This is a genomic window from Candidatus Desulfovibrio trichonymphae (genome assembly GCF_002355955.1).
GTDB classification, from domain to species: Bacteria; Desulfobacterota; Desulfovibrionia; order Desulfovibrionales; family Desulfovibrionaceae; genus Desulfovibrio; species Desulfovibrio trichonymphae.
Map to the genome: position 1 here is coordinate 31,852 of NZ_AP017368.1, position 26,825 is coordinate 58,676.

General features: G+C 53.7%; 21 protein-coding genes and 2 pseudogenes. 16 read left to right on the top strand and 7 right to left on the bottom strand.

The genetic code is table 11. From position 1 onward, the window contains the following. The first annotated feature begins 320 nt into the window (after nucleotides 1–320). The 10 genes and pseudogenes from RSDT_RS00185 to RSDT_RS00230 all read left to right on the top strand — a co-directional run bounded on the left by RSDT_RS00185 (nucleotide 321) and on the right by RSDT_RS00230 (nucleotide 11,411). Complete coding sequence (locus tag RSDT_RS00185; RefSeq protein ID WP_096400280.1) at nucleotides 321–758, top strand: FmdB family zinc ribbon protein; 438 nt, start codon at nucleotides 321–323, stop codon at nucleotides 756–758. Then, the gene (gene purB / locus RSDT_RS00190; RefSeq protein ID WP_096399092.1) at nucleotides 755–2,077 is read left to right on the top strand and encodes an adenylosuccinate lyase; all 1,323 of its coding nucleotides are present in this window, start codon (nucleotides 755–757) and stop codon (nucleotides 2,075–2,077) included. Before RSDT_RS00185 ends, purB begins: the two co-directional genes overlap by 4 nt. Next, nucleotides 2,070–2,630 carry an orotate phosphoribosyltransferase gene (pyrE, locus tag RSDT_RS00195; RefSeq protein ID WP_096399093.1) on the top strand — a complete coding sequence of 187 codons (561 nt, stop codon included), beginning with the start codon at nucleotides 2,070–2,072 and terminating at the stop codon, nucleotides 2,628–2,630. The genes purB and pyrE overlap by 8 nt, the downstream gene beginning before the upstream one ends. A 135-nt stretch (nucleotides 2,631–2,765) precedes the next feature. Continuing rightward, nucleotides 2,766–4,468: pseudogene (locus RSDT_RS00200) on the top strand (FAD-dependent oxidoreductase). Nucleotides 4,469–4,735: 267 nt separating this feature from the next. Further along, entirely contained in the window at nucleotides 4,736–5,350 is a 615-nt protein-coding gene (locus RSDT_RS00205) for a ribosome maturation factor RimP (protein WP_096400282.1), read from the top strand. Nucleotides 5,351–5,442: 92 nt separating this feature from the next. Continuing rightward, complete coding sequence (gene nusA, locus RSDT_RS00210) at nucleotides 5,443–6,786, top strand: transcription termination factor NusA (protein WP_096399094.1); 1,344 nt, start codon at nucleotides 5,443–5,445, stop codon at nucleotides 6,784–6,786. A 46-nt stretch (nucleotides 6,787–6,832) separates the two neighbouring features. Then, a complete protein-coding gene (locus tag RSDT_RS07250) occupies nucleotides 6,833–7,048 on the top strand; it encodes a DUF448 domain-containing protein (RefSeq protein WP_408606730.1) in 216 nt (71 codons plus the stop codon). Beyond that, a complete protein-coding gene (infB, locus tag RSDT_RS00220; RefSeq protein WP_096399096.1) occupies nucleotides 7,023–9,983 on the top strand; it encodes a translation initiation factor IF-2 in 2,961 nt (986 codons plus the stop codon). The genes RSDT_RS07250 and infB overlap by 26 nt, the downstream gene beginning before the upstream one ends. Before the next feature lie 135 nt (nucleotides 9,984–10,118). Then, a complete protein-coding gene (locus tag RSDT_RS00225; protein WP_231941927.1) occupies nucleotides 10,119–10,346 on the top strand; it encodes a DUF503 family protein in 228 nt (75 codons plus the stop codon). 24 nt (nucleotides 10,347–10,370) lie between these two features. After that, complete coding sequence (locus RSDT_RS00230; RefSeq protein ID WP_096400284.1) at nucleotides 10,371–11,411, top strand: DHH family phosphoesterase; 1,041 nt, start codon at nucleotides 10,371–10,373, stop codon at nucleotides 11,409–11,411. A gap of 1 nt (nucleotide 11,412) precedes the next feature. On the opposite strand, the pseudogene RSDT_RS00235 reads toward RSDT_RS00230, so the two are convergent. Continuing rightward, nucleotides 11,413–13,359: pseudogene (locus tag RSDT_RS00235) on the bottom strand (elongation factor G). Nucleotides 13,360–13,859: 500 nt separating this feature from the next. Between RSDT_RS00235 and RSDT_RS00240 the strand changes: the two are divergent. The 5 genes from RSDT_RS00240 (at nucleotide 13,860) to RSDT_RS00260 (ending at nucleotide 19,325) form a co-directional block, all read left to right on the top strand. Further along, entirely contained in the window at nucleotides 13,860–14,531 is a 672-nt protein-coding gene (locus RSDT_RS00240) for an outer membrane protein (RefSeq protein ID WP_096400286.1), read from the top strand. Between the two features lie 110 nt (nucleotides 14,532–14,641). Beyond that, complete coding sequence (gene truB, locus RSDT_RS00245; protein WP_096399097.1) at nucleotides 14,642–15,583, top strand: tRNA pseudouridine(55) synthase TruB; 942 nt, start codon at nucleotides 14,642–14,644, stop codon at nucleotides 15,581–15,583. Between the two features lie 31 nt (nucleotides 15,584–15,614). Next, a complete protein-coding gene (rpsO, locus tag RSDT_RS00250) occupies nucleotides 15,615–15,878 on the top strand; it encodes a 30S ribosomal protein S15 (RefSeq protein ID WP_456297760.1) in 264 nt (87 codons plus the stop codon). 169 nt (nucleotides 15,879–16,047) lie between these two features. Then, nucleotides 16,048–18,279: a polyribonucleotide nucleotidyltransferase gene (gene pnp, locus RSDT_RS00255; protein ID WP_096400288.1), complete on the top strand. Its 2,232-nt coding sequence runs from the start codon at nucleotides 16,048–16,050 to the stop codon at nucleotides 18,277–18,279. A 128-nt stretch (nucleotides 18,280–18,407) separates the two neighbouring features. Then, nucleotides 18,408–19,325 carry a hypothetical protein gene (locus tag RSDT_RS00260; protein WP_231941843.1) on the top strand — a complete coding sequence of 306 codons (918 nt, stop codon included), beginning with the start codon at nucleotides 18,408–18,410 and terminating at the stop codon, nucleotides 19,323–19,325. Nucleotides 19,326–19,334: 9 nt separating this feature from the next. On the opposite strand, the gene prfA is transcribed toward RSDT_RS00260, so the two are convergent. The 6 genes from prfA to RSDT_RS00290 form a co-directional block, all read right to left on the bottom strand. Next, on the bottom strand, nucleotides 19,335–20,402 hold the full coding sequence (prfA, locus tag RSDT_RS00265; protein WP_096399099.1) for a peptide chain release factor 1: 1,068 nt from the start codon (nucleotides 20,400–20,402) through the stop codon (nucleotides 19,335–19,337). A gap of 20 nt (nucleotides 20,403–20,422) precedes the next feature. Then, entirely contained in the window at nucleotides 20,423–21,340 is a 918-nt protein-coding gene (locus RSDT_RS00270; protein WP_096400290.1) for a DUF1385 domain-containing protein, read from the bottom strand. Between the two features lie 103 nt (nucleotides 21,341–21,443). Beyond that, nucleotides 21,444–21,656 (bottom strand): 50S ribosomal protein L31, encoded by a 213-nt coding sequence (gene rpmE / locus RSDT_RS00275; protein WP_096399100.1) that lies wholly within the window; start codon nucleotides 21,654–21,656, stop codon nucleotides 21,444–21,446. Between the two features lie 158 nt (nucleotides 21,657–21,814). Further along, nucleotides 21,815–22,867: a CNNM domain-containing protein gene (locus tag RSDT_RS00280; protein ID WP_096399101.1), complete on the bottom strand. Its 1,053-nt coding sequence runs from the start codon at nucleotides 22,865–22,867 to the stop codon at nucleotides 21,815–21,817. A 268-nt stretch (nucleotides 22,868–23,135) separates the two neighbouring features. Further along, nucleotides 23,136–24,554 carry a phosphohexomutase domain-containing protein gene (locus tag RSDT_RS00285; RefSeq protein ID WP_096399102.1) on the bottom strand — a complete coding sequence of 473 codons (1,419 nt, stop codon included), beginning with the start codon at nucleotides 24,552–24,554 and terminating at the stop codon, nucleotides 23,136–23,138. 272 nt (nucleotides 24,555–24,826) lie between these two features. Continuing rightward, nucleotides 24,827–25,252: a MucR family transcriptional regulator gene (locus RSDT_RS00290; protein WP_096400292.1), complete on the bottom strand. Its 426-nt coding sequence runs from the start codon at nucleotides 25,250–25,252 to the stop codon at nucleotides 24,827–24,829. 239 nt (nucleotides 25,253–25,491) lie between these two features. Here RSDT_RS00290 and RSDT_RS07090 point away from each other — a divergent pair, with 239 nt between their 5' ends. After that, nucleotides 25,492–26,571 carry a hypothetical protein gene (locus RSDT_RS07090; protein WP_197702109.1) on the top strand — a complete coding sequence of 360 codons (1,080 nt, stop codon included), beginning with the start codon at nucleotides 25,492–25,494 and terminating at the stop codon, nucleotides 26,569–26,571. The last annotated feature ends 254 nt before the right edge of the window (nucleotides 26,572–26,825 follow it).

Genomic DNA, 26,825 nt, shown 5'->3' on the forward strand with positions numbered 1-26,825 from the left:
AACGACCGTCTGAAGCAACGCGCGCGGGCGACAAAAGCCGGCACAGGGCATAAGTGAATACTCCATCTGCTAAAGCAGCCTCAATTAGCGGCTAAAGCCGGCGACATCGGCTTCGCCGATACAGACCTGTGAATTTCACAGCCATTGCAAAACGAAAGTTTTTTTACCTGATCTATACTTTGTTTGGCGCCTCAGCCCAAGAAAAAATGCTGAAGCTGCCGCTTGAAGACGAGATTTTTGACCATCCCAAAAAGTGGGATAATAAATATAATCATTACAAAACACAGGGCGTGTTCTGCCCCTGACTCGAAGTGATTGTCATGCCTATTTACGAATACCTTTGTCCCCAGTGCCGTCATCTTTTTGAGGAATGGACAAAATCGGCGCAGGACAGCGCGCCGGAACCCTGCCCGCGTTGCGGCGCTTCCGCGCCCAGGGTCATCTCCCAGACGTCCTTTGTGCTCAAAGGTGACGGCTGGTATGTGAGTGACTACGGATACCGAAAAGGCGTCAAGGAAGACGGTGATGTTGCGGCCGAACCGACGGAATCTGCGGAAAAAAGCCGGAGTCAGGCTGACGCGACAGAGGCGGCAACTGCCGTCGATACCGATGCGGCACAGGCAAAACCGGTACAGGCCAAGGATGCCGACACTCAGGCAAAGCCGAAAAGGACTTCCCCGCCCCCAGCCGCTCCGGCCCGGAAAGACGCTGTCGCAACGCCACGGAACAGCGGAATAAGGGGACAAGAGAACGCATGATCGAACGTTACACGCGATCGGAAATGGGACGCATCTGGACCCTGGAAAATCGTTACCGTGCCTGGCTTGCGGTGGAGCTGGCCGTTTGCGAGGCATGGCGCGATGCCGGACGCATTCCGGACGAAGCCATGTCCGTCATACGCGCACGGGCTGATGTTGATGTGCAGCGCATACAGGCTATTGAAGAGACAACACGCCACGATGTGATAGCTTTTCTGACAAGTCTGGAAGAAAAAGTGGGTGACGATGCCCGTTTTATCCATCTTGGCTGCACGTCGTCCGATATTGTGGATACGGCAAACGCCCTGCTGCTTGTTGAAGCGGGAGAGCTGATTCTCACCGACCTTGATACCTTGCTGGAGGCACTGGAAACCCTCGCTCGCCGCCATAAGGGCGCGCTCTGCATGGGCCGTACGCACGGCATACACGCATATCCCACGAGTTTTGGCCTTAAACTGGCCGGTTTTTATGCGGAATTTTCCCGCCATCGCGCTCGCGTCAATTCCGCGACGGAAAACGTGCGCGTGGGCAAAATTTCCGGAGCCGTCGGCACATACGCCTTCCTTTCGCCGGAACTGGAGCACAATGCTCTTTCGCGTCTCAAGCTCAAGGCGGACGAGCACTCCACACAGATTATCCAGCGCGACCGCTACGCGCACTTTTTCTCCGCGCTCGCGATTATGGCAGGCGGTGTGGAGCGGCTGTGCGTGGAACTGCGGCATTTGCAGTGCACGGAAATGATGGAAGTGGAAGAGGGTTTTGCCAGAGGCCAGAAGGGATCATCCGCCATGCCGCACAAAAAAAATCCCATCTCGGCAGAAAACATGAGCGGCCTTGCGCGTCTCATGCGTTCCAACGCTCTGGCCGCCATGGAAAACCAGCCGCTTTGGCATGAAAGAGACATCAGCCATTCTTCCGTTGAACGCGTTATCATGCCCGATTCCACAATTCTTGCCGATTATGTGTTGACACGTCTGACCGATCTTTTGCGCGGCCTTGTCGTCAAACCTGACCGCATGCGCGAAAACATGGCAAAATCTTTCGGCCTGTACCATTCGCAGCGCGTGCTCACCGCCCTCATTGACGCGGGGCTGTCCCGGCAAAAAGCTTATGAAACCGTGCAGCGGCTTGCCATGAAAAGCTGGGAGACCCGCCGCTCCTTCCCTGAACTGGCGCTGGCCGACGCGGAAATACGCGCATGCCTGAACGAAGCGGCGCTTGCGGCCCTGTTTGATGAAACGTACTGTCTGCAACATGAAGACGCTGTTTTTGCGCGTGTGTTTGCACAGCTCGCACAACCAGAACATTTTTATGAATGATCATAAACGACGCTTGGCAAAACTTCTGGTGGAAAAATCCTATCGTGATGGCAATTTTGTTCTGGCCTCCGGCCGCAGAAGCGATTATTATTTCGACTGCAGGGTCACGGCCCTTCACGCCGAAGGCTCAAGGCTTATCGGACTTTTGTTCAACGACCTGCTCAAAAACGTTGACATCAAGGGCGTAGGAGGAATGACCATGGGCGCGGATCCGTTGATTTCGGCCGTCACTGTCCTCTCCTGCGGCACAGGGCGTTTGCTGCACGGCCTTCTGGTGCGCAAAGAAGCCAAGGGGCACGGCACAAACCAGTTTGTGGAGGGGCTCGGCAATTTCAGCGCGGGCGACGCCGTCGCCATGCTGGAAGATGTGGTCACCACCGGCGCGTCATTGCTCAAAGCCTGCGACAGAGTGCGCGAGGCCGGGCTTGCCGTTACTGCCGTTTGCGCCATTCTTGACAGGGAGGAAGGGGGACGTGAAAAGCTTGAAGCGGCGGGATATAACCTGCTTGCGCTTTTCACACGCAGGGAACTGCTGAAGCTGGCTTCTGAGTAAAATCGTGCTCAGCCGAATCTGTGTACAGACAGTCTGTTGTTTTTCGTCCGTAAGATTGTTGACTTCGCCCGAAACAAAATAGGGAATGCCGCTGGCGCGGCCGTTATTCTTCTTCACCGGACGAACGGGGAGAACATGCCTGAAAATATTTTGATTGTCGGTGGCGTCGCCCTCGGCCCCAAGGCCGCCTGCCGCTGCAAGCGTCTGAATCCCGACGCAAATGTGATCATTGTGGACGAAAACGTCCACCTTTCTTATGGCGGCTGCGGCATTCCCTATTTTGTTTCGGGCGAAGTCAACAATCTTGACGATCTGCGTGCCACTCCCTACCACGCCGTGCGCGATCCTGAATTTTTTCGCAGAATGAAGGGCGTGACCGTGCGCACCCAAACGCGCTCGCTCGCCTATTGACCGTGCGGCCAAAACCCTGCTTGTCGAAGACCTTGTCAGCGGCAGGGAACAAACCCTGCCTTATGACAAGTTGCTGCTCGCCACAGGCGCAAGCCCGCGCATTCCTCCGGTGGAAGGGCGCGAACTCTCCAACGTGCTTTCCCTCACAAGGCTGGAAGCGGCGGCAGCCATACGCTCGGCCTGTCAGGAGGGCAGGGTCGGCGCGCTGTCATTGTGGGCGGCGGATTTATCGGCCTTGAAGCGGCTGTGGCGCTGGCCGACATGTGGGGCGTGAAGGTAAGCGTTGTGGAAATGACGAATCAGTTACTGCCGGGGGCGCTTTCCGCTTCTTGCGCGCGCATGGCTGCCCATGACTGTACAAGCCATAACGTGGATGTTTTCACTTCTGAAAAAGTGCTCCGTCTCACAGGCAAAGACGGCGCGGTACAGGGTGTTGTTACCGACAAGCGGGAACTGGCGGCGGATTTCGTTATTTTTGCGGCTGGATTTCTGCCCAACAGCGAGCTGGCCAGAACGGCCGATCTGCCTGTTACCGCGTTCGGTGCGATTGTAGTGGATGAATATATGCGCACTGCAGATCCTGACGTATACGCAGGCGGCGGCTGCGCCTCCATTAAAAATATCATTACAGGCAAAATGGGATATCTGCCGCTGGCAGCATGGCCAACCGCCAGGGACGCGTCATCGGCACCAATCTGGCCGGCGGCACGGCCACATTTCCCGGCTATGTGGGAACTTGGGCTATCAAACTCTTTGATCTCTCCTTCTGTGGTGCCGGTCTTACCGCAGAACGCGTCGCAGCAGAGGGCTTTGACGCGCTGGGCGTCGGCGTCGAGCAGCTTGACCGCGCTCATTTTTATCCGGAAAAGAACATGATGGGCCTGGAACTCGTGCTTGAAAGAAGCACAGAACGCGTTCTGGGCATACAGGGCGCGGGACCGGCCGGTGACGCCCTAAAAGCGCGGGTGGACGCCGTAGCCGGCGTTCTGCAGTACGCCAAACCCACGGCCGCCGATATTTCCAATCTGGCGCCTACGCGCCGCCTTTTGCAGCCGCCATGGACATTGTCAATGTGGCGGGCAATGTCGCTGAAAACGTGCTGGCCGGGCGCTTTACGCCTGTCACCGGCGAAGCGTTTATGGAGCTGTGGCAAAAGCGTGACAAAAACAAGGTCTTTTTTATAGATTCACGCCCCGCCGCCGGGCGCGCCGTTGAGGCGAGTCACCCGGACTGGCATTCCATCCCCCTTGAGGAAACTTGCGGCCAGAATTGCGGAAGTGCCGCGGGACCGGCCTGTGGCGCTTATATGCAATACAGGGCTGCGCGCGTATGACAGCGTGCTCATTCTGGCCCGCAACGGCATTACAGACGTGGTCAACGCCATGGGCGGCATGCAGTCTGTGCGCAAGATGGGTCTGAAATCGTAAATGCGCCGGAACCGCCAAAAATCGAGCCTGAGCCGGTAAGTTCCGTAGGCGCGGTATGCTCAAAGCCAAACCCAATGCCGAGCTGTCGCGTCTCATTGTAAAAAATTTAGCCATATCTCCTTGACAGCTTTGGGCTGCATAGACTAGATAATATCTTTCAGTGCGGTTACTTTATCAGTTGCCGCAAACATCCTGATGCGGAACAAGCGTTCCAACGGGGTGGCCTGGAGCAGGCCCCCCCCTTTTTTTGTATTTCAGGCACAGCAGATGATTGAAAACACTATTAAAGAGACTGTTATCCGACTGGCAGAACCTGTTGTTGACTCCTTGGGACTTGTGCTGTGGGGAGTGGAAATACAGCGCGCAGGACGCATGATTGTGCGGCTCTATGTGGATACTCATCCGGAACTGAGGCAAACACAAGGTGTTGACGCATCTCCCAGCATAGATCAGTGTGAAGAAATTTCGCGCCACCTTGGCTTGGCCTTGGAAGTGGAAGATCTTATTGCTGCGGCGTATACACTGGAAGTGTCCACTCCCGGGCTCATGCGCGTCTTTTTTGATCTTGAACAATTGCGTCCATATCTTGGCGACATAATGGAAGTAAAATTGCATATGCCCATTACATTGGGACAACACAACGATACAGACGTCGCTTGCGCGCACCGCCGTCTCTGGCGCGGAAGGCTTGCCGCAGTCCAAGACGATTTTTTTGTGCTGGAACCTGTTACAGTAACCGCTGAAGGCGACGTATACCCTGAAACACTTCCGCCTGTATCTTTGCCGTGGGCAACTGTACGCAGTGTAAACCGCATGCATATTTTTCGCCGGCCTGTCAAACCGGGAAAGGCACGAGCAGAAAACACGCCGCCATTCAATTAACCGGCGATGTAGTTCAAAAACAGAAGGCAACCCAACCCATAATTATAAACAGACAATGCTGATACAGTTACATACGTCAGTCGGAGGCACACATGAATCTTGAACTCAAAAAGGCCATTGAGCAGATCAGCAAAGACAAGGGCCTTGACCGCGACATGCTTATTGACACGCTGGAAGACGCGGTCCGCACTTCTGTGTTGCGCCGCTTTAGTGATGAGACAGATGTTGAAGTGACCTATAACGACGAAACCGGCGACATTGAGGTGTTCCAATTTAAAATTGTTGTCTCTGATGGTAATGTGGAAAACACAGATACGCAAATATCCTTGACGGAAGCGCGCAGTCACGATCCCAGTGTTCAGCTTGACGACGAAGTGGGTTTTCGCGTCAAAGTGGCGGATCTTGGCCGGATTGCGGCACAGTCGGCCAAGCAGGTCATTATTCAACGTATGCGTGACGCAGAGCAGGAAATTATTTATGAAGAATACAAGGATCGTATTGGCGAAATTGTCTCCGGCATAGTCCAGCGCCGTGACAAAGGCGGTTGGATTATAAACCTTGGCCGTACAGAAGCCATTTTACCCCGTGAAGACCAAATCCCTAGGGAACATTATAAACGAGGCGACCGGGTTCAGGCGCTCATCATTGATGTGCGCAAGGAGGGTCGAGGGCCACAGGTTGTCATATCCCGCGTACACCGCGACTATATGGCGGCGCTCTTCCGTCGTGAAGTTCCGGAAGTCGATGAGGGCATTGTTCAGATTATAGGTGTGGCACGTGACCCCGGCTCCCGCGCGAAGGTTGCTGTGCTTTCTCGTGAACGGGATGTGGACCCTGTAGGCGCCTGCGTTGGCGTACGTGGTTCGCGCATACAGAATATCGTGCAGGAATTGCACGGAGAACGCATTGATATTGTGATCTGGAGTCCGGATATCGCCACCTACGCCCGCAACTCCCTTGCTCCGGCACTGGTCTTACGCATTGTTGTGGACGAAGAAGAAAATCTTCTCGAAATTATTGTACCCGACGACCAGCTCACCAACGCCATTGGCCGCAAAGGCCAAAATGTCAAACTGGCGGCACGTCTTTTAGGGTGGAAAGTAGATATATTTACCGAGCGCCGCTACAACGAGGCCAATGCCATCGGCCACGGCCTTGAACAGGTGGCCAGCGTAGCTGAGGTTTCTATTGAGGCACTGCTGTCGGCAGGGTATTCTTCACTGGACAGGCTGCGTGATGCCGATGATGAAGAACTTGCAGAAAAGCTGTCTATCAGTTCTGCGCGCATAGCGGATTTGCGTTCTGCCATTAACTTTCTCGCGCCGGTCGTAGAAGAATCGCCGAAACCCTCGTCCGTGCATCATCCCGCTGGTGTCGTGCAGTCTGCGGAACAGGACAAAACAACGGCTGAGCGCCTTGACAATGCCGGTGAATAGCCACACAGCGCAAAAGGGCTGGCCGGCATTTGAGGGGCCTGTACGCATGTGCGTTATTTGTCGGCGGCGTTTTCCTAAAGCCGTTTTAACGCGACATACGATGATGGCTCAAGGCAATTTGATTATTGACTCAGAAAAAATCAGATTCGGCAGAGGATTGTATCTATGCTCCGATCCCTGCTGCATGGTAAAATTTGCACAATACATGCCCTGTACTAAGCGTAGGGGGGACAAGTATGCCCGAAGAAAAGATCAAAATTAAGGACATCGCTGCCGAGCTTGAGGTGCAGCCAAAGGACATGCTGCGTGCCCTACGCAAGCTTGGCCTGCCTGCCAAGAGCACTGCCAGCTCCATTTCTCTGGATGATGCGACACGCGTACGCGATCATTTCACCGTCCAAAAACAGCAGGATGTCGAACGTACGGAAATTCAGCGTGATATCATTGTGCGGCGCCGTCGCGCACGGCAAAGCTCTTCAGCATCTGACCACCAGCGCATGGTGCCTGACCAGACGCCTGAGCCTGTTATAGACAAAGCGGATGCTTCTGCCGGATCATCCGGATCCGAAAAGCAAGCGGCGTCCGCCCCCCTACATGTTGCCGACAAAACAGAGATGTCGGACACGACGCACACAATGGAAGGAGATATCCCAATCGTCGGCAATGTTCCCGCCGCGGAAGAAACACCTCCTGCCGCTTCTGTTGACGAGGTTGCCGCTACGGAGCAAAAACCAACTCAACGTGACCTATCAAGAACTAAAAAGTCTGTCAGTCAGACAAGTCCCGCACGCGTTGTCAGCAGACCGGACGACGACACGCCTGACGTTGTGGAAACGCAGAGTTCTGATACGGACAAATCTGAACAGTCTCATTTTGTCGCTGCAGAGCCAAATGGAAAAATCTCAAAAACTTCACGTCTGACGCGCCCGGATGCGTCTGCAGTGCCGGACGGCTCTTCAGCGCCCACGTTGTCTTCACGTCCGGCAGAGATGAGAGCAAAGGACTCCGGCGCTGATGGTGAGCATGATGCCAACGCCCTCAGAGCGAAGCTTATTTCGCGTCCTGCTCCATCCTCGCAGGAACATTCTGTGTCGCGTCCGGCCGGCGGACGACCTGCCGCCGTCGGTGCGCACGAATCAGGGCCACGTCCGGACGGACAACGCGGCCCGCGGTCCGCACGCATGCTGGCAAACTCCGTTCCCGGCGGCTCCCGTTCCGCGCCAATGGGTCAACAGACGCCTGCCTCCCCAATGGACACACGTGATGGCCAAAGCAAGAAAAAACGCCTTAAAGGACGCCGCACAGTTGATTTTCAGCAAGACGCTTTTGGCCGCCGTCAGGATGATGACGATTCTCCCCGCCTGAACAGGGGCAAAGGACGGCGTAAAAATAGTAAACTTGAGCAACAGACAGTACAGCAAACGCAGCCCCTGAAAGCTGCAAAACGCAAAATTCGTATTACAGAAGCCATTCGTGTTGCGGATATGGCGCACCAAATGGGTCTCAAGGGCAATGAAATCATCAAGGTACTCTTCGGACTTGGCGTCATGGCCACGATCAATCAGTCCCTGGATATTGACACCGCCACGCTCGTAGCGGCTGAGTTCAGCTATGAAGTTGAAAAAATTGGATTCTCTGAAGATGATTACCTGTTCAATCAGGCAGAAGACAGGCCAGAAAGTTTGAAACCACGCCCCCCTATAGTCACTATCATGGGGCATGTGGACCACGGCAAAACATCTCTGCTGGACGCCATACGCAGATCCAATATCACGAGCGGCGAAGCCGGCGGCATTACACAGCACATCGGCGCGTACCACGTCAAGACAAAACGCGGCGAAGTCGTTTTTCTGGACACACCGGGGCATGAGGCATTTACGGCAATGCGCGCACGCGGCGCTCAGATCACTGATTTGGTTATTCTGGTTGTGGCTGCTGACGATGGCGTTATGGAACAGACGCGCGAAGCCATTAATCATTCCAGAGCGGCGAATGTGCCGATCATGGTGGCTGTCAACAAAATGGACAAGTCTGATGCAGACCCTGACCGGGTGCTGCGTGAACTGTCGGAACTTGGACTTCAGCCAGAGGACTGGGGTGGCGATACCATCGTTGCGAAGGTTTCGGCAAAAACACGTCAAGGTCTTGACGAACTGTTGGAAATGGTTGCCCTGCAATCGGAACTTATGGAACTTAAAGCCAATCCGGACAAAGCAGCCCATGGTCATATCGTGGAGGCAAGGCTGGACAAAGGGCGCGGGCCCATTGCAACGCTGCTGATTCAGGCAGGAACACTCAAACAGGGTGACAGTTTTGTCTGTGGCCACTTTTCCGGCCGCGTGCGCGCACTGATGAACGATCAGGGTAAAAAAGTCAAAGAAGCTGGACCATCCCTGCCTGTGGAAGTCCAAGGCTTTGAAGGCGTTCCTGAAGCAGGCGAAGAATTTTTTGTCATGAGTGACGAAAAAGTGGCCCGACGTATTGCAGACACCCGCGCGGCAAAACAACGTGAGCGTGCTCTGGCATCCGAATCCCGAATCACGCTGGAAACCTTCCTCTCCAGCAGCGCTTCGGCTCAGAAAACGCTGACTCTTAACCTTGTCATCAAAGCTGATGTGCAGGGCAGTCTGGAAGCTATTGCCGAAGCACTCAACAAGCAGAGCACTGAGAAAATGCGGCTTCATATTATGCATGGAGGCGCAGGCGCTATTACAGAGTCTGATATTTTGCTGGCTTCCGCCTCACAAGCCATTATTATTGGTTTCAACGTACGACCCACGGCAAAAATTAAAGATATTGCAGAGCATGAAAATGTGGACATACGTTTCTACAATATTATTTATAAACTCGTGGATGATATCAGGAGTGCCATGACGGGCATGCTGGCGCCGGTGCAGCGTGAAGTATATCTGGGACAGGCCGCTGTGCGCAAAATCTACAGTGTGCCGAAGGTCGGCATTATTGCCGGCTCCTATGTGGAAGACGGCAAAATTGTCCGCCATGCCGGCGCGCGTCTGTTGCGCGATGGTGTTGTCATCTACACAGGCAAAATTGACTCTCTTAAGCGATTCAAGGATGACGCCAGGGAAGTAGTTAAAGGCAATGAATGCGGCGTTGGTCTTGAAAGCTTTAACGACATTAAAGATGGTGATATTATTGAGGCATTTGAGACGATAGAGGAAGCGGCGACGCTGTAGACAAAGAACGGCAGCTGCTCACATGGAATCACTGTGTCGATGCTGCAAAATACTCTTGCGGACTTTTGCGGTGTCAATTCAACAATGATCCGCTCACACGCATATTATTTATGACCAGCTGATGGCGGTTTGGCTGTGGAATTCAGCCTTGACGGCAACAAGCTCAAGGCAAAACGTCAGCTGACCAACAATCTGAAGCAAAAAATACGCAACAGATTCAATGCCGCCATCGTTGAGGCTGAAATTGAAGAAAGTCTGACGCTCGCAAACTGGCCATTGTCTCTATTTCCACAGCGAAGCTCATTTATCAAGCCGTATGGACAAGTGCGTGATGATGGCAGCGCATGGAAGCACCATCCCTAAAAAATGGTGGACAGTCAGAAATTTATGCTGCGGACTGAACTGACTCCTGTGCCGTTTCAAAACGGCGCTTCCAATATTGCTGCCGCCCTGGAAAAAGTAAACCATGTTGTCGTTGCCAGTCACATTAATCCGGACGGAGACGCAGCAGGTTCCTTGGCCGCGGCGGGACTGATTTTACGTGCCATGGGCAAAGATTTCATGCTGTACAGCAGCACCGGGCTGCCGCAATATCTCGCGTTTTTCCCAATGCCCGGCACAATTTATACAGACCTTAAACGGCCGCCGTTCACGCCGCAGGGTGCCCTGCTGCTCGACTGCGGTGAACCGCATCGTTTGGGAGGAGAGCTGGCCGATATTCTGCCAAAGCTTGCCGGCATTAATGTTGATCATCATCCTGGCGACGGGATGGGATCTTTTGCCAACTGGATCATGCCCACGGCGGCCGCAACGACGCAACTTATGGCTTATGTTGCGACAAACGCCGGTCTGCAGCTTGCAGGCGAGCTTGCGGACGCGATTGCGCTGGGTATCATCACAGATACAGGCGGCTTCCGGCACGGCAATACCGATGCAAACGTGTACTTATTAACAGCCCGTCTGCTGCAAAACGGCTGCAACCTGACTCGTCTGCGTGATTTGCTGGAAAACAACTGGACCATAGGGCACATGCGCCTATGGGCAAGGCTGATGTCCCGTGCACGCCTGGCGCGAAACGGCAGCATCGCCTTTTGCCGCGTTATGCTGCAGGACTTGCGTGAATGCCAGTCGCTTCCAGAGGATACGGAAGGCTTTGCGGAACATTTGCGGCGGCTGCGCGGCGTCAAGGTGGCCGCACTGTTACGTGAAGACGAGCCGCGTCTCTACAAATTCAGCCTGCGTTCAAACGCAAACACAGACGTACGATCCGTCGCCGCGCGTTTAGGCGGCGGCGGGCACACCAACGCGGCAGGCGGCATTCTGCAGTTACTGCCTGATCATGCTGAAAATGTCCTGCTGACTGCCGTAAGCTGTCAACTGGACAAAGAAGAAAATCCGGCAGCCCTTTCTGAAATACAAGCGATCTGATTTATTCTCCGCTTCTGCTTCTCTGATATTCAGCAATCACCTTTTCAGCGACAGGGTGCGGAGCTTCTTCATAATGGGCAAATTCCATCGTAAAAAAGCCTTGGCCTCCTGTCATGGATCGCAAATCAGGAGCAAAGCGCAACACTTCACTCATGGGAACATGCGCTTTGATTTCTGTAAGGCCACTCTGAGAATCAGAACCAAGCACCTTGCCCCGCCGCGAAGAAAGATCCCCAATCACATCGCCCATGCTGCCATCCGGTACGGAGACGGTCAACAGCACAATGGGCTCCAGCAATACAGGCTTAAGTCCTTCCATAGCCTTTTTAAACGCCAAAGAACCAGCCACTTTGAAAGCCATTTCTGAAGAATCTACAGTATGGTAGCTGCCGTCAAATACCCTGACGTGAAAATCAACCACCTGACAACCGGCTAAGAAACCGCCTCAATCCAGCAGTCGCCGAACTGACCACGCCCGCCGGACTGTTTTTTATGCCGCCCCTGAACCTGACATTTGCCGCGGACTGTTTCACGGTAAGGCACTTTGGGCGTTTTGAGCACAATGTCAACCTTGAAGCGACGTTTTGCCTTTTCCACCGAAAGTTCAATATGCAACTGTCCCATGCCCGAAAGCAGTATCTCTCCGGTTTCCTCGTCACGAGCGAGCTTCAGGGTAATGTCCTCGTCCAGCAGACGCTGAATTGTGGTATATACCTTGTCTTCCTCCCCCTTTTTCTTGGGGGCAAGTGCATATGTGATCAATTGTGGCGGCAGTTTTGGAATGGGCTGCGCAAAGGGCGCCTTTTCGTCACAAAGCGTGTCGCCGGAGCGGGTATTTTTGAGTTTTGCCACTGCTACGATTGCGCCGGGATAGACGGTGTCCTTGCAGGGCGTCTGACTTTTGCCCACCAGATACCACAGATTGCCAAGCCGTTCATTTTCTTCGCTGCGCATATTGCGCAGAACCACATCACCAGAAATTGTGCCGGAAAGCAGCCGCAAAATGGAAAATTGCCTTGAAAAAGGGTCAGCCAGTGTCTTGACAACAAAGTAGGCGATCGGGCCATCCGGCACGACGCTACGTTCATTGTTCGCCATATCCGTGAGGGCGGGGCGGTCAAGCGGCGAAGGCAAAAGCGCCTCCACGGCGTCAAGAATGGCCTTGCCTCCTTTGTTTTCCAACGCGGAGCATACAAGCACCGGCGTCAGTTCACCGCTCAGCACACCTGCACGCAGGCCGGCATGCAGGTCCGACAAACTGAGGCTGCCTTCTTCAAGGTATTTTTCCATCAGCGTTTCATCACTTTCCGCAATATTTTCAACGGTTACATCGCGCAAAAGATTCACGTTGTCCGTTAATTCATCGGGAATCTCAGCTTCGGCAACGCCGTCTTCTGTAAACATTTGAGCTTTGCCGCCGGGCACATCCGCCACACCCGCGAAAACATCACCTTGGCATATGGGCAAATGCAGGGCTACGGTTTTCACTCCGAGAGCCGCCAAGCCGTCAAATGCCATCTGAAAATCAGCCCGGTCACGATCCAGCTTATTTATCACGATCATGACAGGCAGATTCTCCGCGCGAACCATACTCCAAAATTTTTTTGTCAGGGGGCGCACACCATCCACAGCATCCAGCAAAAAAAGTACGCTGTCCACCCCTTTCAGCAAGCATGCAATATCCCCTGTAAAATTGTCGTCACCAGGAATATCCAAACAAAAAGTGACGGTTTTTGTTCCAAAGGCAAGTCGCGCAGGCCGGCTGAACAGAACCGCGACGCCGCACTTCTTCCGGTTCGTAGTCAAGGCTTGTCGTGCCGTCTTCAATGGCGTCCATGCGGGTGATAACCCCTGTGTTGAACAAAAGCATCTCGGCCAGCGAAGTTTTGCCGCAGCCGCCGGTACCGACGAGAGCAAAAGTGCGTTGCATCTCCAGAGGAGTGGACATAGTTTCCCCTTCACGAATAGTTTGACTGCGCAGACATCGCGTCGCGAATCTGGTGAATAAATACACAAAGAAGCGCGACAGCTACTTAAAGAGCACGGCACAAACTTGACAGATTTATATTTTCCGGCGGTGATTACGTTTTGCCGATATACAGGCTTAACAAAAAAAAGGAAGAGGCAATTTTCAGTCATGTACAGACACGCCCCCCAGGTCAAGGGTTTTTTGAACGGACGGTATTGGATGCTATCCATATATTCGGCATCTTTTCAGGGAATTTTCCGGTGTCATGGTGTATCCGCGCTGTGAGTTCCAATCAATGAGAAGAAATCTGGCGGCATAGGCTCTACTTCATGAATACCTTTTTAGAAAATCTCTTGACAATTTTTAAAAAATTGACAATAATTAAAAAATGTATTACCGATTTCAATAATTATGATGGAGTTAGCTCTGTTTCGGAATCGGCGCTTATGGAAGGGAAAAAGCACTTCAGGAGGTTTGTCATGAAACGCAGTATTGCCGTTCTGGCGTTTGTTTTTACATTTTTGTCGTCCGGTCTCGCCGCGGCGGAAGGCAGCGGGATGTATCTGGCACCCAAGTTTCTGATGTCCATGCAGAGCACAGGCTCAATGAACCGCTCTTCCGTCTTTGCAGGTTCCGGTATTGACGGGTACAGCCAGTTCACGCTGGGCGGCGCGCTTGCCGCAGGGTATGATTTCTGGCCGCAGCAGATGTTGCCCATCCGCGCGGAAATTGAATTTGCCCTGCGCGGAAACAGCGAAAAAACCTGGAGCGGCGGCGTGGTGGACGATATCAAGGGTATTTGGAACAATTCTACCCTGTTTGCCAATTTGTTCTGGGATTTGCACAACGACAGCCCCTTTACGCCCTATGTCGGCGCGGGTTTGGGCTTGGCGTTCAACTACACAGGCTATGATGCCACGGCCAACGGCGGTAAGGTTTCGGTGGACGATCGTTTCACAAATTTCGCCTGGAATGTCGGGGCGGGAGTAGCATACAGCTTCAACGACAACTTTGTGGTTGACGCCGCCTATCGTTTTGTGGGCCTTGGGTACAATGAAGTCAGCATACATGATGTTAATGGTCAAAAGTATGAGATAGGCAATTCGCCGTACAACAATGAGTTCATGGTCGGCTTGCGCTTTATGTTCTGAGATCTTTTTTGCCTTTTTGACAGGAATAAAAAGCCCGCCTGACCGCGGGCTTTTTATTCCTGTCAGGTTTTGACTTGCTGTCGTTTTGCTGATATTGAATCTGCTTGCGTATGACTGGAGCAGACATTCCGCCTATTGGGCATAACCGGACGACTGCGCCGCAGCTGCACGGCGTGCTTGTGGTGAACAAGCCTTCCGGACCGACATCCGGCCGCTGCCTTGCGGCAATTAAACGTTTGGGGCAGAAAAAAATCGGCCATGCGGGCACGCTGGATCCCTTGGCCGGGGGCGTGCTGCTGGTGCTGCTGGGGCAGGCCACCAAGCTTTCTTCCCATCTGCTGGCGGGCGGGGGCAAGGTGTACAGCGGCACAGTGCGTCTCGGGCAGACGACAGACACCTGGGACAGTCAGGGCAGAATCATTGCTGAAGCCCCATGGGAAAAGGTCAGCCCTGAGGCTGTGCGGCGGGAGATCGCTTTGTGGCGGGAGATGCGCAAGCAGCTTGTGCCGCCTTACTCAGCTGCAAAGCACGAGGGGCAGCCTTTATACAGGCTGGCCCGCAAGGGCCGCGATGTGCCGCAAAAGGTCAAACGCATGGAAATTTCACAGGCGGACACGCTTGATGTGAGCCTGCCGTTTGTGCGCTTTCGTGTCGCCTGCCGTTCCGGCGCCTATATACGCTCCCTGGCCCACAGCTTGGGGACGCGACTTGGTTGCGGAGCCGTGCTCACGGAACTGACCCGGGAGTATAGCCACCCCTTCGGTCTTGATGCTGCCCGCAGTCTGCGGGACATTGTGGCTGAACCAGCTCTGCTGGCCACAAGCCTGCGGTCAATTGTCGATGCCCTGCCCGGCTGGACAAGAGTGGAACTCACGCCTGACGAGGCTTGGCGGGTGCGCAACGGGATGCCCGTCTTCCGCGTGTCGGCAAAAAGGCCGACGGAGGAGGATGAATACGCGCTCCTGCTTTACAGAGGAGAGGCGTTTGCGCTGGCAAGGCGCGGAGCAGACGTGGCGCACTGCTGGACCGTGTTGCGGGGGCTTTGGAACTAACTTCATCCTGTTAAGGAGAATCGCTGTGGTTATGGATGTGGAACAGAAAAAATCGCTTATTGCGGCCTACGCCAAGCATGAGGGCGATACCGGATCGTCTGAGGTTCAGGTGGCCCTGCTCACGGCGCGCATTGAAGGTTTAACCGGGCATTTCAAGGTGCACAAAAAAGATTTCCATTCCCGCACCGGACTGCTCAAGCTGGTGGGACAGCGCCGTAACATTCTGAATTACCTGAGAAAGAAAGATATTCAGCGCTACCGCTCGCTTATCGAAAAACTGGGATTGCGCAAATAAGAAGAATGCGTATTGCGGCAAGGGGGGATTTCCCCCCTTGCCGCGTTTTGTTCTATGCACGGTCCGCAAGGATCTTAACTCGCGAGGGGAAGGGGGATCCGGAAAAATCAGGCAATTTTTTGCCCGCTTTTGCCGGAATCCCCTTCGCACAAGCAAAGGATTCAATATGTTGCAGGATATTTTCAAACCGAACCGTGTTGTCGCGGAAATCGGCGGCAAGGAAGTGATTTTTGAAAGCGGCCGCATGGCCAATCAGGCGCACGGAGCAGTGTGGATGCAGTGTGGCGGGACGGTTGTGCTCGTCACGGTATGTTCACAGCCGCTTGAGTTTGACAAGGGATTTTTTCCGCTTACTGTGGAGTATTCCGAAAAAATGTATGCGGCCGGGCGTATCCCCGGCAGCTTTTTTCGCAGGGAGATCGGCAGGCCTTCCGAGAGAGAGACGCTCGTCTCCCGTCTTATAGACAGACCCATTCGTCCGCTTTTTCCAAAAGGGTTGAACGAGGATGTTCAGGTGCTGGCGAGCGTGATTTCCGCTGATCAGGCAAATGAATCCGATGTGCTGGCCCTGACCGGCGCTTCCGCTGCTCTTATGGTTTCTCCCCTACCTTTTGAAGGACCGGTGGCCGGTGGTCGCATTGGGCTGCTCAACGGGCAGTTTGTGCTGAATCCTTCCTTTGAACAGCAGGAGCAGAGCGATCTAAACATTATTTTTGCGGCCTCGCGCCACGCGCTTACCATGGTGGAAGGCGACGCTCGTTTTTTGTCTGAAGATGTGATTATTGAAGCGCTGGAATGGGGCCGTAAGGAAATTCAGCCTTTGGTTGACGCCCAGCATAAACTGTGCGAACTCTGCGGCAAGGGGAAAATGCCGTTTACCCAGCCGAAGGCAGACAGCGCCTTTGTGGCGCGTGTGCATGACCTTGCGAAAGATGCCGGCATTGAACAGGCATTGCTTTTGCCTGACAAGCTGCCGCGCAAGGATGCCCGCAAGACTGTAAAAATGCGGGTTATGGAAGCATTGAAGGCTGACGCTGCAGTTGCCGGGAATGTCGAGGCGCTCAAGTCTGTGGCGGATATTGTGGGCGATCTGGAAAAAAAACTGGTGCGGGCGCGCATTGTCAATGAAGGCACGCGGCTTGACGGGCGAGACGTGAAAAGCGTACGACCCATACAGATACAGACAGGCGTTTTGCCCAGGGCGCACGGTTCTGCCCTGTTCTGCCGCGGTGAAACAAAATCTCTTGTTATAACAACACTTGGTTCGACAACAGACGAGCAGCGCATGGATTCGCTCACCGGCGATGTGACCAAGCGCTTTATGCTGCACTACAATTTCCCTCCCTATTGCGTCGGCGAGGTGAAGCCTGTGCGTGTCTCGCGTCGTGAAATAGGTCACGGCGCGCTCGCGGAAAAATCACTGCGGCCTGTTCTGCCGCCTGACACGGATTTTCCTTTTACCCTGCGCATTGTGGCGGAAACGATGGAGTCCAATGGCTCATCCTCCATGGCTGCCGTGTGCGGCGGGTCGCTTTCGCTGATGGACGCGGGCGTTCCTGTCAGCGCGCCTGTGGCCGGCGTGGCTATGGGCCTGATCAAGGAGGGTGACAAGTTTATTGTGCTCACGGACATTCTTGGAGAAGAAGACGCCCTGGGCGACATGGATTTTAAAATCGCGGGCACTGCAGACGGCGTTACCGGCGTGCAGATGGATATTAAGATCGTCGGGCTGACAACGGACATCATGCGCGTTGCCATGCAACAGGCGCGTGAAGCCCGTGTGCATATTCTTGGCGAGATGGCCAGAGCGCTGGCCGCACCGCGGAAAGCACTTTCGCGTTTTGCGCCACAACATGCTGAAATTCTTGTGAATCCTGATATTATCCGTTTGATTATCGGCCCCGGCGGCAAGAACATCAAGGCCATCACAGCGGCGACCGGCGCGTCCGTAGACATTGAGGATTCCGGCCGCGTTTCCATTTTTGCGCCAACGGCGGAGGCATTGGAAAAGGCTCGCGAAATGGTGGCCTATTATGATCAGCGGCCGGAACTGGGTAAAAATTATACGGCCAAGGTGCGCAAGGTTCTGGAGATAGGGGCTATAGTGGAAGTGCTGCCCAACGTGGAGGCGCTTGTGCATGTTTCCCAGCTTGATGTGAGCCGTGTGGAGCAGCCCGGCGATGTTGCGCGGCTTGGTGAAGACATGCTTGTGAAGGTCATTGAAATCAACGGCGACCGCATTCGTGCGAGCCGCAAGGCTGTGCTGCTGGAAGAGCAGGGCCGCCCGTGGTCCCCTGAAGAAACCGCGCGCCAGCCGCGTTTTGACCGTGGCGAGCGGGGGGGGGCAGACAGGCACGACCGCGGCGGCCGTGACAGGCGTGGACGCAACGACCGGAGCTGAAGCGGCGGGGGGAGATCATCCATGCAGAAAAAAAGAGACTGTGCCCTGCGGCTTCGAAGGCAAAAATCAGGGATGACACACTTCCGCAGGCTGTGGCGGCTGACACGGCCGCAACACAGGACGGGCTTGTGCAAACAGCGGTTGCGGACAGGACGGATCACGCTGTGAACACACCCACGCCGGAAGAATCGGCCGCCATGCTCAAAGGCAAAAACCGTCTTCATTTTGAGGGGTTGGGCGACGTATGGGCCCTACTCAGCGGGCAGAATCCGTCGGTGATCATGTCGCAAATAATCGGCACTGTGCTGCATGATGGCGGTACCCGGCCGGCTTGGCAGTGGAAGCGCGGCGGCAGGGAAAATGTATTCATGGCCTGGCCGCAGGATCAGCCCATACGCGCCGGCGTGCTGATGAGCGGAGAGGAGGGGGGGAAACTCTCTCCTGCGACGGCCGTCCCTCTGTTGGATGGGCTGCCCAACGACCTGACTGTGGAAGGCGTTCACCTTTGGCAGCACGGCCTTGGGGCCAATGTTTCTGTCAATATGATAGACGGTGAAAATCCCCTGTGGTTTTTTAATCCCCTTTACGGTCGGGACAGTGAGGATCTCACGCCGGGCGTCACGCACACATTTTTGTTGGCAGGTTTGGCTTACAGGGTGCACAGGGCGCTGCTTGACGAGATAACCATCACCCATGGGCCGCGCTATGCGGCGTATGCCGCCTCATGGCTGGCTGAAAATCCCGGCAGAAGCCGTCTGGACGTGCCGCATCTCAAGGTGAATGTGGCAGGCCGTCGGCTGATTATGCCGGGCCGTAATTTTTGTGAATATCAGGTGCGCGCCGTTGTGGAGGAAGTACAGGAGTGCATGCTTGAAAAGATGCCGGTCAAGCTGTTGTATCTGAGTTTTCCATTTGACAATAGAGAAGCCTTGCGTCTGCCCGTGTATGCCTCGCAAGCTGTCCTGGGTGATTTTGCGCCGGCGACGGGTCAGGAAGTGGATGCCTATCTGTGGCTGCAGGGGCGTATTATTGATATTGGCGGATGAGTGTTGTTGCTATCCGGCCTGAGTTCTCATCGCCTCGGCCTGGGCAGCCGTAGCCAGGGCTTCCACAAGCGGCGTCAACTCGCCTGCCATAATGCGGTCGAGCGAATACAGCGTTAAATTGATGCGGTGATCAGTGCAGCGGCCTTGCGGGAAATTGTAGGTGCGTATGCGTTCCGAGCGGTCGCCGGAACCTACCTGCGCCTTGCGGTCCGCCGACATTTCGGAGCTCTGTTTGTCACGTTCGGCGGCCAGAATGCGTGAGAGCAGCACCTTCATGGCGCGGGCCTTGTTTTTGTGTTGCGAGCGTTCGTCCTGGCAGGTGACCACTGTGCCGGTGGGAATATGGGTTATGCGCACAGCGGATTCCGTTTTGTTCACATGCTGCCCGCCGGCGCCTGAGGCGCGGTAAATATCTATGCGCAAATCGTCCGGTTTCAGATCCACATCTACTTCAACTGCTTCCGGCAAAACCGCGACCGTGGCCGCAGATGTGTGGATGCGGCCTTGGGCTTCCGTTGTCGGCACGCGCTGCACCCTGTGTGTTCCCGCTTCAAATTTAAGGTGGCTGTATACTTTTTCTCCAGAGATAAGGCAGATAACTTCTTTGAAACCGCCTGATTCGGAAGGCGATTCGCTCATAATTTCAACTTTCCAGCCCCTGAGTTCCGCATAGCGGCAATACATGCGAAAGAGGTCCGCCGCAAAGAGGGCCGCCTCGTCACCGCCTGTGCCTGCCCGAATTTCAAGGATAGTGTTCTTTTCGTCCAAAGGGTCAGTGGGCAGCAGGGCCACTTTGATATCCATTTCTATCCGCGGCAGGTCTTCTTCGGCCTTGCGCAATTCCTCCTGCGCGAGAGTCCTGATTTCAGGGTCGGCGTCATGCAGCAGAGGCCGCATTTTCGACATTTCCTGATGCACTTCTTTGTGCCGTCGAAAAAGCGTCACCACGTCGCGCAGATCCGCATGAGCCTTTGCCAGTTTGCGGTAGTGATCCTGATCATTGAAAACATCGGGCCCGGCCAAAGCCTCCTCCAGTTCCATATATTTTTTTTCCAAGCTTTCCAGTTTGGCGAACATACGTATCTTCGGCGAAATTGTCAGCGTAGTGTGCTGTAGGGCGCTGTATGGATATTCTCTTCGGCTTCGGGCCCAAGCGCCTCGCGCAGTGCCACCAGCGCCACGTCCAGCTGCCGCATGTCCGGTTCATAGGTGGTGAGTTTTTGCAGGGTCAGGCCCGGCGTGCGCAGAACAGCCGCCTGCATGCCCTCGGGCAGGCGTGCCGCGTAGCGTATCAGCTCATAGGCGATTGCGCTGATGGGAATGACAAGCAGCAGTTTGAAGACGACAGTCAGGCAGTGCTTCAACCAGATATTCTGAGGCGATACAAGGACAAGCAGCAAGGGAACCAGCAGCGTGTGCAGGAGTATCGAAAGACAGATCACAAAGAGCAGAAATGTGGTGCCGCAACGAGGATGCAGGCGGCTTTGTTGCGCCGCCTGCGTTACGTTGACTTCGCCCCCGGCCTCGTAGGCGTGTATGCTTTTGTGCTCAGCCCCGTGGTACTGGAAAACGCGGCGTATGTCAGACATGCAGGAGATAAGCTTGATATAGGCCATAAAAATGGCGCATTTAAAAAAACCGTCCCAAAAATGAAAGCTGACGCCCTCCACATCGCCGCCAAGATGAAGCCAAAGCATCAACAGGGAAAGAAGGTGCGGCGCCACGACAAAAAGGCCGACAGCCATAATGAGCGCAAGTGCAATCGTCAGCGCGAGTTGCAGGGTGGTGAGTCGCGTATCTTCAGCCTGCGCGGCGGATTCCGCAGAGAGGTTCAGCGCGTGTATCCCGTTGACCAGCGTTTCCAGCAAGATGGGAAAGCCGCGCAGAAAGGGTTTTTTCAGCAGGGGCCGGCAGGTCATGGAAAACCAGGGCAGCCGTCTGGCGATGATATTGCCGTCCGGCAGGCGCACAGCCAAGGCATAAACACCGCCGTTGCGCATCATCACGCCTTCCATAACGGCCTGACCGCCAATGGGGGAGACTGACGCAAAAGGTGCGACGCCCGGCAACAGGAATTGCCGCAAGCCATTTGGTAAAACATGTTTACCCGTAGCGCGCTTAGTTTTGTTCAAATTTGGCGTACTTTTTGCGGAAACGGTCAATGCGGCCTGCTGTGTCCAAGAAACGCTGCTTGCCTGTAAAAAAGGGATGACAGGCAGAGCAGACTTCCACATGCACCTGTTCTCCCTTGGTGGAGAGCACCTGTTCCGAGTGGCCGCAGGCGCAGGTGATGGTGGCGGTGTATACTTTGGGATGGATGTCTTTTTTCATGTTCGTTCCTTGTCGATACTGTCGCCGCGCGACATGCCCGTCAGGCCGTTGCCGTTGCGTCCGGCGCTGTGAAGGGCATTATCTTTAATCTTTTTGTATGTTTTGACAAGCGCGATTTTTTGTTCCTGTCCGGCACGGCAAGCGGTATTTGAGGCGGGTCAGGCATCATTGTCAGCGAGTTTCTGTTTGCGCACAAGGGCTTCGCGGCGTTCACGTGCGAGTGCGCGCAAGTCGGCCACACGATCGCTCTCGTCCATAATTTCGCTGCCCAGAATTTCTTCCAGAACGTCTTCTAGGGACACAACGCCGGCAAGTCCGCCGTATTCGTCCAGCACAGCAAAAAGATGCACTCTGGCCTTGAGCAGGTCACTGAGAAGCACATCCAGCGTTTGTTTCTCCAGGATAAAATGTATGGGACACATGATTTCCGAGAGTTTTGCGTCCGTTTTGCAGCTTTGGAGGCAACGGGTCAGCGTGCGGCGTTCCACAACGCCAAGCAGGTCTTCGTTGTCTTCGCCATGGACGGGAATGCGGCTGAAATGCCAGATGCGCTGATCGTTATAAGCGTCTTCCACAGTGATGTCATCGGGCAGGGAAAAAACCACCGTGCGCGGAGTCATGATTTCGTACACATGCTTTTGATCAAGGGCAAGCACGTTACGTATAAAGAGTTCTTCATACGCCTTGATCTGCCCCGCCTGACGGGAGAGGCTTGTCACGGCGCAGATGTCGTCTTCGGAAATGGCGGGTCCGGCCGATGGAGGGGATATGAGCCTTGTCAGTCTGCCGGAAAGCCAGATGATCGGCGCGAACAGTGTTACGGTTACAGCGAGCGGACGGGCCAGCAATCCTGCCAGGGGTGTTGCGTACGCAACACCCAGCGTTTTCGGCACGATTTCGCCAAAAGCTAAAATGAGCAGCGTGAAGGTGAACGCGAAAACAGGCATGTGCTCAGCGCCGAATGCCGCTACAAAGGCCGCGCCGGCCACAGTGGCGCCGGCGGTGTTGGCCGTTGTGTTCAAGGTCAGTATGGCGGCGATGGGCTTGCTTATGGCGTTGCGCAAGCGGTAGAGGGTTTCTCCGGCGGCGTGGCCTGCCCGTCGCATACGCTCTATGGCGGACCAAGGCACGGCATACAGCGCCGCCTCTGTGAGTGAGCAGGTAAAAGATATGGCGACAGCGAGGCCGACGGCCAAGGCAAGAACGAGCATGGTTAAATCACCCTGTACTGTTTGTTGTGCGTCACCATGTTATATTGGGAAGCGGCGGTGTCAATAATTTTAAAAGATGCAAAGAGGTTTCTAAAATATTATATGATAAATCAATATGTTATATATTACATACACAATATGGCTTTTTACTTGCGTCTTGTCTTTTAACCATACCTTACAGTTTTTTGGGCTGTGCTTACCACAGATACAGCTGGGGCATGTAGGGCATAATACCTTGGCCGGTGCCTGGGCTTTGTCCGGCGCGGATTTATGCGGTCGTCGCTGTTGATTCTGTGGTCGCTTCCGCATCAATATGGCGCAGCAGTTCTGCTGTCTTGTCTTCCAGCAGGGCGCGGTCAGCGCGCGTTTCCACATTCAGTCGCAAAATCGGCTCGGTGTTGGATATGCGCAGATTAAAGCGCCAGTCGGCAAATTCCAGATTGACGCCGTCCAGATGGTCTTCATGCAGTGCCGCATCCGCATAGCGTTTGCGGATTTTATGCATCAGGCCTTTCGCGTCCGCAACGCGGCGGTTGATTTCACCGCTGCAGGGCCAGGCGGCTATGCGTTTCGCCACGAGCCCGGAAAGCGGCTCGCCCGTGCGGGAGAGCAAAGCGGCTATAAGCAGCCAAGGCAGCATTCCGGAATCGCAAAAGGCAAAGTCGCGGAAGTAGTGGTGCGCACTCAGTTCTCCACCGTAAATCGCATTTTCCGCGCGCATTTTTTCCTTGATGAAGGCATGGCCAGTTTTGCCCATGACGGGCTTGCCTCCGGCTGCCAGCACAATTTCTTGCGTGTTCCAGTAAACTCGTGGGTCGTGGACAATTTTTCCGCCGGGATACTGTCGCAGTAATTCTTGCGCCAGAATGCCTATGCAATAACAGCCTTCAATAAAGTTGCCGTCGCCGTCGTATAAAAAACAGCGGTCAAAGTCCCCGTCAAAGGCAATGCCCATATCCGCGCCGGCTTCGCGTACGGCTTTTGCCATGCCATCGCGTTTTTCAGGTAAAAGCGGATTGGGCACGCCGTTCGGAAAACGGCCGTCCGGTTCCATCTGGCGAAATACAAAATCAAAGGGCAGCGCCGCTGCAAACTCGGCCAGCATCAGGCCAGCACAGCCGTTGCCCGCATCAGCCACGATTTTTAAGGCTTTGCCATGCGGCATGCATAACGCAGCACCGCTATACTCCACAAGCCAGTGCACGTACTCGGAGCGCCAGGATGTATTGTCCATCCGGTGTGCTATTGTGGTCGGGGGGGGGTAATCAGGTTCTTGCGCTGCAAGCAGGGCCGACACGGCTGTTTTAAGCTTTCCAAGACCGGAATCGGCGCTCACGGGAACTGCCCCGGCGCGCACCAGCTTGAAGCCGTTTTCGTCCGCCGGGTTATGGCTGCCTGTGGTCATGATGCCACCGTCAAAACCATGCTTCGCAGCGGCATAATAAATTTCTTCCGTACCGCACAGGCCAATGTCTGTCACGCGAGCACCTGCTGTAAGCAGCCCCTTGGCCAGAGCGCAGCTCAGAGATGGACTCGAAAGCCGCGCGTCTCGTCCAATAACAACATTGCGCGCGGGCAGGGTTTGCGCAAAGGCGAGGCCCAGAGCATGGGCGACAGGCGCGTCAAGCGTGTCAGGCACGCGGCCGCGTATGTCATAGGCCTTGAAGCAGGAAAGGTCATATTGCATGCAGGGAACAGCCGGATTGATGTGAGTAGAGCAACTCCCGTCCTAAGGAAGCGTCATAAGTCTTTGGGGCGATGCGGCATCCTGTACGGACGAATTTGAGGAATATATAACAATCGGCCTTTCGCATATCGCCGCTGACGATGAGTCAATAACATAATGCTATTTTAAATGGTTATAAAACACAATACATATATTTCCGTGTTGAAAATGTTACAGGAAAACAGAGATTTTTTTCAGTTGACATACCTTGTTAAATCGTTTTTCAGGCTCGGCTAGGTAAATTTTACTCTCTTTGGTGACTTTGATGGAGTTTTCGTCCGTCTTTCCCAAAGTTTCATATCCTGCATCTTTTGTTTACGCATACGCTGGAGCGATTTTGCTATGAGAGAAGTTTTCGGCTTGATTCCGTATTTTTTTTTATACTCTGTCGGTGTGAGGCCATGCGATGAAAGATGTCGGGCGGTCAGCATTTTGAAACTTTTGTCGCACTCAAGGCAGGTAACGGATTTTCCTTTAATGCTTTTCTGGGCTGTCGCGGGGTCAATCTGGATTGTTTCAGGCAAGTTGTCTCCGGTGGCAATGTTGCGGATGCCGGTCGCGAGCGTTTTGACCATTGCCACAAGTTCATCTTCAGCCATGACCCGCACGGATGCTTGGGCTTTGACTATTTTCAACGCTTCAGACAGATAATCTTCCATTTTGTTTTCCTTCAATTTGTGTTGGAGAAAGGTTTTCTTTTTGAAATTTTTGTAATTTTTAGTATAATCAATCCATTTGGTCAAGCAGAGTTTTCGGTAATGAAGTTATCCACAAATAATCTTAATATATTACCCAAGAATTTGTTAAAAATAGTAAATGCAGAAATCTAGGGCTACCGCTCTTGACAGCCACCGCGTTTTGTGTGTAAAAGAAGCAACTACTTCACCGGACTGTTTTTTTGCATTGTCCGGCTTTGGTTTTCTTATTTGGTGCCGTTAAGAACAATATATTCAGCGACAATACGGTAACAACCTCCAAAATAATTCGTGGTGGTGGGATAGTTGGAGTTTACATTGATCGCCTGCCAAGTGCCGATGGGACATATATAGGAGATATTACAGATAACATATTCAGCGGTAATACGATCACTGCTCTTGGAGCTTATGGTGGTGGTATTGTTGGTGCTGATACAAGCAGCACAATAGGCGATATTGTCAATAATGTTTTCGATAACAATACTGTAATTACCATGGGCACAATTTGGACAGGTGGTATTGTTGGTGCTTTAAATCAGAGTACTATTGGCGATATTATTGATTGTACGTTCACCAACAATGTTATTTCTGCTGTAGATATTAATGGCGGTATTGTTGGTACTTTAACAAGTACAATAGGCGATATCAGTGGCAGTATATTTGCTGATAATACAATTACAGCAAGAGGTAATATACGTGCCGGAATACTGTATCTTGAACATAGTTTGACAGTCACTGATAGTCAGTTTACAGATAATATATTTACTTCTTTGCAGACGTATGATTCGGGTCGTGTATACGGTGGTGCCATTACACTGGATACCGGCACCGACACCGCCGCTGATTCTGAGGCGTTGTCCTTAACTATAGTTGCAACTGCCGGCAACACAACGATTTTCCGGAACAACGAGATTAATGATATTGATGGAAAACGGACCAATTCCATCTCTATCCAACCGACAACCGCAACCCATAGCAATGCTGACGCGACTCTTGTCATTTCCCCATTCTCGGGTGGTGTTGTATATTTGTATGACCCCATCTATGTGAAACAGGACAACGGTGCGGCCTTCGAATATGAATTTGACGGCAAGGCAAGAGCGTCTGTATGGGGCTATGATCTCAAGGCTGCGAAGTTCGAAGGAGAAACGGGCATTGGTGAAGCGGGTTTGGTTTTTAAACCTTCCAGCAAATCTCCGTGGCTCGTTGATCTCGGCGTGCAGGGCTATGTCGGCAAACGCGAAGGCGTGAGCGGTTCCCTCCGCGTGGGACTGGAATTCTAGAGAAGTTTAACTTTGACATGATCCGAAAAAATGCTGGACTATGGTTAGCATATCAAAACTATCGGCAACCGGATCCGCCGGTATAAACGCGATGCTCAACTTGAACCTAGGCAAACGGGAGCATTAACTAGTTGTGGGAACAGCTTTAAGCTGGCGTTTTGCTCAAATCGACTCGGACATAGGGCTGCCTTCCGAAGCTTGTTTGCAAGGCCCGTGCGCTTCGCGTCAAGGCAGGGTCCGACAATCAGGAAGCG

Excerpts from the sequence above, each read along its gene's own strand:
- RSDT_RS00240 (WP_096400286.1), top strand. The coding sequence starts at position 13,860 with ATGAAACGCAGTATTGCCGTTCTGGCGTTTGTTTTTACATTTTTGTCG.
- truB (WP_096399097.1), top strand. The coding sequence starts at position 14,642 with ATGACTGGAGCAGACATTCCGCCTATTGGGCATAACCGGACGACTGCG.
- RSDT_RS00270 (WP_096400290.1), bottom strand. The coding sequence starts at position 21,340 with ATGGAAGGCGTGATGATGCGCAACGGCGGTGTTTATGCCTTGGCTGTG.
- RSDT_RS07250 (WP_408606730.1), top strand. The coding sequence starts at position 6,833 with ATGTGCGTTATTTGTCGGCGGCGTTTTCCTAAAGCCGTTTTAACGCGA.
- RSDT_RS00230 (WP_096400284.1), top strand. The coding sequence starts at position 10,371 with ATGCTGCGGACTGAACTGACTCCTGTGCCGTTTCAAAACGGCGCTTCC.
- RSDT_RS00280 (WP_096399101.1), bottom strand. The coding sequence starts at position 22,867 with ATGCTCGTTCTTGCCTTGGCCGTCGGCCTCGCTGTCGCCATATCTTTT.
- RSDT_RS00290 (WP_096400292.1), bottom strand. The coding sequence starts at position 25,252 with ATGGAAGATTATCTGTCTGAAGCGTTGAAAATAGTCAAAGCCCAAGCA.
- rpmE (WP_096399100.1), bottom strand. The coding sequence starts at position 21,656 with ATGAAAAAAGACATCCATCCCAAAGTATACACCGCCACCATCACCTGC.
- nusA (WP_096399094.1), top strand. The coding sequence starts at position 5,443 with ATGAATCTTGAACTCAAAAAGGCCATTGAGCAGATCAGCAAAGACAAG.
- RSDT_RS00205 (WP_096400282.1), top strand. The coding sequence starts at position 4,736 with ATGATTGAAAACACTATTAAAGAGACTGTTATCCGACTGGCAGAACCT.
- purB (WP_096399092.1), top strand. The coding sequence starts at position 755 with ATGATCGAACGTTACACGCGATCGGAAATGGGACGCATCTGGACCCTG.
- RSDT_RS00285 (WP_096399102.1), bottom strand. The coding sequence starts at position 24,554 with ATGCAATATGACCTTTCCTGCTTCAAGGCCTATGACATACGCGGCCGC.
- infB (WP_096399096.1), top strand. The coding sequence starts at position 7,023 with ATGCCCGAAGAAAAGATCAAAATTAAGGACATCGCTGCCGAGCTTGAG.
- RSDT_RS00185 (WP_096400280.1), top strand. The coding sequence starts at position 321 with ATGCCTATTTACGAATACCTTTGTCCCCAGTGCCGTCATCTTTTTGAG.
- rpsO (WP_456297760.1), top strand. The coding sequence starts at position 15,615 with ATGGATGTGGAACAGAAAAAATCGCTTATTGCGGCCTACGCCAAGCAT.
- prfA (WP_096399099.1), bottom strand. The coding sequence starts at position 20,402 with ATGTTCGCCAAACTGGAAAGCTTGGAAAAAAAATATATGGAACTGGAG.
- pyrE (WP_096399093.1), top strand. The coding sequence starts at position 2,070 with ATGAATGATCATAAACGACGCTTGGCAAAACTTCTGGTGGAAAAATCC.